We start from the raw sequence: 5,385 nt of genomic DNA on the forward strand, positions 1-5,385 counted from the left end.
ATATTTTGATTAGCGTCTTATTTCATTTGAAAGTAGAGAAATGTTTTTTCTATCGACTTCTTTTCAATCTTCATTTTTTATTGTACGATGACTACAAATCCTGCTGATACCAGAGCTTACTTTTTTAAAATAGATACTACTATCAAAAAAATTAGGCTTATACTTCAAAAAAAATTAGACGATGCCAACATTGACCTTACTGTAGACCAATGGGTTTTATTAGACCATATCAAAAGACACGAAGAATTTGGTATTAGTCAGAATGAATTGGCAGAAATGACCGTGAAGGATGCTCCGACAGTTACCCGAATCATTGATTTATTGGTAAAAAAAGGGTTTGCCGAAAGAAAAATGGCTACTAACGACCGCCGTAGATTTATGATTACGCTAACAGATGCAGGCAGAGAGAAGTTTGAACAAGCCAATCCCATCGTAGTGGAAGTAAGAAGGAAAGGTTGGGGTGATTTATCAGAAGAAGATTACAAAACCTTCGTAAAGATTTTGGATGCTATTTATACTAATATTACGCACTAATTAGTATTATAAATTTTATTTACCCGCTGATTTTAGAGATAAATGCCGCTGATTTACGCTGATAAAGAATCATAGACTCTGCGTAAATCAGCGGTATTTATCTGTGCAATTTGCGAGGAAATTTTGCCTAAAAGTTGGTTAACCAACAAAACTACAGCATCTAAATTAAGACATTTCCCCTGCTATAGAATACTTCAAATTCTTCTTTTTTTCCGCAAAATAAGTGTTTTGACCTAACACATACATCAACTTGGTAATAGCTGCTTCGGTGGTTAAATCTGCACCACTCACTACGCCAATTTCTTGTAAATACTGGCTAGTTTGATAATGTCCCTGTGTTACTCTGCCACCATTACATTGAGATACGTTATAAATAATAATTCCTTTGTCGATAAACTCTTTCATCAAGTCTAGAAACCATTGTACGGTTGGTGCATTGCCAGAACCAAAAGTCTCCATCACAACACCTTTTAGTCCCTCAATACCCAAAATACTCCTGACTACTTTTTCCGATATTCCTGGGAATATTTTCAAGATTACGACATTTTCATCCAAACAATCATGCACAATTAATTTAGCATTAGGATGATGGTGCTTGATATAAGGCTTGTTATACTCAATCTTTACTCCTGCTTCTGCCAACACTGGATAATTCTCTGACTCAAAAGCATTGAATTGAACGCTCTCGTTTTTTCTAGCACGATTGCCCCTTAATAATATTGAATTAAAATATATACATACCTCAGAAATAACAGGAGCATTATTAATTCGGTCGGCTGCAATTTCAAGGGCTGTAATAAAATTCTCTTTCGCGTCTGTTCTAGCTACTCCAATAGGCAACTGAGCTCCTGTAAGAATAACAGGCTTATTGAGGTTTTCTAACAAATAACTCAAAGCAGAAGCCGTATATGCCATGGTATCTGTTCCGTGGAGGATTACGAATGAGTCGTACTCATGATATTTTTCACCAATGATTTTGGCTAATGTAATCCAAACCGCAGGATTCATATTAGAAGAATCCAATAAAGTATCAAAGGTAAGTACTGAAATATCGAAATCTAAACGAGCCATTTCAGGTAAATTTTCAGGAATCTGGGCAAAATCAAACGGTACTAGCCCATCAGATTTAGCATCATATACCATCCCTAAAGTTCCTCCTGTATAAATAACGAGTACTTTTACATCGCCTTTACCATGAGTTTTCGTGTTGATTTTTATAATATTATACATGTTTGCTGAATGAATTATAAATGGTCAATATAAGTTTAATGCAATGAAGCTTTACTAATTAATTACATAAATTAATAGCATTTTTAGTAGTTTGCTCAATGACGGTTTCTACACTACAAGCCATCATATCTGCTACTTTCTGTGCAATAATCGTTAGGTACGACGGTTCGTTCCTTTTACCTCTGTAAGGTACAGGTGCTAAATAAGGGGCATCTGTTTCTAACACAATTGACGTTAAATCAATGTTAGGCAAAATTTTATCAAGTCCTCCGTTTTTAAAGGTAGCTACCCCTCCTATTCCCAAAAGGAACCCTAATTCTATGGCTTTTTGGGCTTCTTCTAATGTTCCTGTAAAACAGTGGAAAATTCCTTTCAGATTTGGGTCTGCATTTTTTTCAATCAATGCTACAGTTTCCCAAAAGGCATTTCTTGAATGAATATCAATCCATAAATTATGTTTTTTAGCTAATTGACATTGGTACAAAAAAGCCTCCTCTTGTTGTTTCACAAAGGTTTTATCCCAATATAAATCCATTCCAATTTCACCGATAGCAATAAATTGATATTTGTTCAACCATTCTTCTACAATGGCTAATTCTTTCTCAAAATCTTCTTTTACATAACATGGATGTAGCCCCATCATCGGAAAACATTGCGCTGGATATTGTTCTGCCAGCGCCATCATTCCTTGAATAGTTTCAGCAGCACAATTAGGCATCCAGATTTGCGAAACACCTGCTGAAAAGGCTTTTTCTAGCATTTGGTCACGGTCTTCTAAATAGGTTTCATCATAAATATGTGCGTGAGTTTCAATGATTTGTAATGTTGATGATAAATTGTTCATTATATTGTTTTCTTGGGTTAGCGGTAGGCTATTAAGCTATGAGCTATGAGCTATGAGCTATGAGCATTTTGTCTTTGTAAAGAGCTTGTAATTTTATCATAAGCGCGGGAATTAATTCCTGATAATTACCAACATCTTTTAAAAATTTAAAATGATGATGTGACTATTGATAAAATTGGTTCAAATCGCCTTTCAAACCGAGCTTTGGTCGTCTCATGTCACAGCCCGACTACGTGAAACTCTTATTCCTAGCGAGGGACTTAAGTCCCTCGCTAGGAATAAATACCTTGATTATCAGTTGTTTATATACTTATGAATAATCAATAGGTCTTAAGTCACCCCGCAAGTGATAAAAAAGGACATTTATTCTCAAAACACAGAGAAACCTATTTTAGGCAAACACAAAAGACAACTCAAAACTCATCACTCAAACATAAGGACCTCCTCACTTATAAATTCTTCCTTTCCAATCTACCGCCACGGGTGAGTAATAAAATAGAATCATGGTTAATTGCCAACAATTTGCATAGATTTCATACAAAATTAAGTGTTTTATCAGGTGAAATCGCCTTAATTTCAAAATTGTTGGTAAAACTGTAAAACTTTGATTAAGCCATTTAATCAACCAAAGAATACCTGCTAGTTTCCAAGAAAAGGATAAACCCACAATTAATAAAATTGGAAGTAATAGGGCTTGCAAAAAAAGTAGTGTCACAATCCACCACGGACATTGCAACGCTCCGACCATCCAGCGTTTTCTTTGATGAAGAAATTCTTTCAAATTTATCATCGGGAGGGTTTGATTAAACACTTCTCGGTTAATCGTATTCTTAAAACCAAAACCTTTTTTCACTACTTCATGAAACAAGGCAAAGTCCTCAGTAATGGAAAAAGGAATTTTGGCATAACCTCCAGTAGCTTCGTAAGCTTTGCGAGTGACGGCTGAATTATTGCCCAAACCAGTTAACGGAATTTTTAAATCAGCGGCTATTTTTAATAGTGTAAGTGCATGAAGCCAGTCGATAGACTGGAAATGATGCCACATACTGGTGCCTTTAATATCAGTAATTCCTACTTGATGTCCTATCTGTTCATTAGCTTCAAAATTAGCAATCATTCCTTCTATCCAATCGGGATTTACAGTAACATCAGCATCACAAATCAAGAAATATTTACCCGTTGAATACTCGTATAAATTTGCTAATACATTCGCTTTACCACGTTGATGGTTAATTACCTTCTGAATATCAACAAGTTGAAAATGGGGTTTTTCTTTAATGAAATCTTCGACCAAAGCTTTGGTTTGGTCTTCAGACTGATCATTACCGATTAATACTTGCAGGTTTGCTATGGGATAATTGAGGTTTGCTATCGATTGAAGACATTTCAAAATAGTATCTTCTTCATTTCTGGCCGCAATCCAGACAGTTACATTTGGTCTTGAGGAAATCTTCATTCAGGAAAGGTAAATATGACATTCGTTTTATAATGCCTTAAAAGTAAAACCTTTTTCTGAGAAATGTGATAATACTCTTGGCAAAGCATAAGACATATTTTTATTGGCTTTTATACTATCATGAAATAATACGATTGAACCGCTTTCAGTATACCGTATCGTTTTCTGCAAGACTTTCTCTGGGGATAAATCCTTAGAAAAGTCACCTGAAAGCACGTCCCACATTATTATGTCGTGACTTGGTAAAATATCTGTTGCCTGACTTTTCTTGATGCGACCATAAGGCGGACGGAATTTTTTCTTTGCCAACACCGTGTTTTGTGCCAAAGAATAATAGTCGCTGGTTTCAATAATGGCTTCACATTGTTGGAAATTCTGCAAATAAAGTTCGTCCTCCGTCTTCCAGCCTTTTAAATGATTGAAGGTATGATTGCCAATAGAATGTCCTTGGGAAATAACTTTTTTAAATACATCAGGATGCTTTTTAATATTATCCCCAATACAAAAAAATGTAGCTTTCGCCTGAAATTTAGCTAACTCATCCAATACAAATTCTGTTACCTCAGGAATAGGACCATCATCAAAAGTAAGATAAATTGCTTTTTCTGCATTCTTTACTTTCCAGACAAAATCTGGATAAAAAGCCCGCATCAAGAAATTGGTTTTATGGATAAACATAGGGAATTAACAAAATTAAAAATCACTATTTATTGAGCTTGAATTTTATAGTAACATCTCAAAATTATAAAGTATGAGGATCGAGTACTTGTAAATCTTTAATATTTTTAAAATCAGCTATATTTCGTGATATTAAAACTAAATTATTAACAAGTGCTGTAGCAGCAATTAGGGCATCGGGGAGTTTAATTTTATTGTTTTTTCTTAATTGAATACAAGTATCTACAACCTCTTTTGTTAAATCCAATACGATTGAATCATTCATAAAATCATTTAAGAGTTGGTAATGTTCAATAGGAGCATTAAAACCTAAAACCTCAATTTTAGTCACTATAGAGACTATAGGAGTTTCATCGATTACAACATTCATAAAATTCATACCGCTATCAGTTATTTTACTTCCGAGATAATCAATAACTGCATTAGTATCAATCAAATATCATTTCTGTTCCATTCTTGTCTACTTTGAGATACATCATTTTGAAGCTCTTCAACAATTTCGAAAGGTAATTTCCCAGCATATTTTTCAGATAGCTTTTGTCTTGGCTGGCGAGGTTCTTTTAAAACTTTTATAAGTTGTAAATCTTCTAAATCTTCTAAAAGTCTATAAGCTTTGTTATCTTTTATTTCTACAAGTATAGTT

General features: G+C 34.3%; 7 protein-coding genes. 1 reads left to right on the forward strand and 6 read right to left on the reverse strand.

Annotated features, from left to right (window positions below; all coding sequences use genetic code 11):
* Positions 1 to 87: 87 nt before the first annotated feature.
* The gene (locus AC07XN_RS23230) at positions 88 to 534 is read left to right on the forward strand and encodes a MarR family winged helix-turn-helix transcriptional regulator (RefSeq protein ID WP_309922874.1); all 447 of its coding nucleotides are present in this window, start codon (positions 88 to 90) and stop codon (positions 532 to 534) included.
* A 165-nt stretch (positions 535 to 699) separates the two neighbouring features.
* On the opposite strand, the gene AC07XN_RS23235 is transcribed toward AC07XN_RS23230, so the two are convergent.
* The 6 genes from AC07XN_RS23235 to AC07XN_RS23260 form a co-directional block, all read right to left on the reverse strand.
* Positions 700 to 1,764 carry an asparaginase gene (locus tag AC07XN_RS23235; protein ID WP_494744786.1) on the reverse strand — a complete coding sequence of 355 codons (1,065 nt, stop codon included), beginning with the start codon at positions 1,762 to 1,764 and terminating at the stop codon, positions 700 to 702.
* Between the two features lie 58 nt (positions 1,765 to 1,822).
* Positions 1,823 to 2,608 (reverse strand): TatD family hydrolase, encoded by a 786-nt coding sequence (locus AC07XN_RS23240; protein ID WP_309919116.1) that lies wholly within the window; start codon positions 2,606 to 2,608, stop codon positions 1,823 to 1,825.
* A gap of 445 nt (positions 2,609 to 3,053) precedes the next feature.
* Positions 3,054 to 4,064, reverse strand: coding sequence for a glycosyltransferase (locus AC07XN_RS23245; RefSeq protein WP_494744787.1), 1,011 nt, complete (start codon positions 4,062 to 4,064; stop codon positions 3,054 to 3,056).
* Positions 4,065 to 4,091: 27 nt separating this feature from the next.
* Entirely contained in the window at positions 4,092 to 4,742 is a 651-nt protein-coding gene (locus tag AC07XN_RS23250; RefSeq protein WP_494744788.1) for a polysaccharide deacetylase family protein, read from the reverse strand.
* Positions 4,743 to 4,806: 64 nt separating this feature from the next.
* Entirely contained in the window at positions 4,807 to 5,178 is a 372-nt protein-coding gene (locus AC07XN_RS23255) for a type II toxin-antitoxin system VapC family toxin (protein WP_494744789.1), read from the reverse strand.
* The coding region (locus AC07XN_RS23260) for a hypothetical protein (protein ID WP_494744790.1) at positions 5,175 to 5,385 on the reverse strand (211 nt) is incomplete at its 5' end. The genes AC07XN_RS23260 and AC07XN_RS23255, both read right to left, overlap by 4 nt.

It is taken from the genome of Arcicella sp. GW458-12-2-14-TSB2 (assembly GCF_059423785.1).

What these genes read in the sequence shown, in the direction of transcription:
- AC07XN_RS23230 (WP_309922874.1), top strand. Translation starts at nt 88, where the DNA reads ATGACTACAAATCCTGCTGATACCAGAGCTTACTTTTTTAAAATAGAT.
- AC07XN_RS23235 (WP_494744786.1), bottom strand. Translation starts at nt 1,764, where the DNA reads ATGTATAATATTATAAAAATCAACACGAAAACTCATGGTAAAGGCGAT.
- AC07XN_RS23240 (WP_309919116.1), bottom strand. Translation starts at nt 2,608, where the DNA reads ATGAACAATTTATCATCAACATTACAAATCATTGAAACTCACGCACAT.
- AC07XN_RS23245 (WP_494744787.1), bottom strand. Translation starts at nt 4,064, where the DNA reads ATGAAGATTTCCTCAAGACCAAATGTAACTGTCTGGATTGCGGCCAGA.
- AC07XN_RS23250 (WP_494744788.1), bottom strand. Translation starts at nt 4,742, where the DNA reads ATGTTTATCCATAAAACCAATTTCTTGATGCGGGCTTTTTATCCAGAT.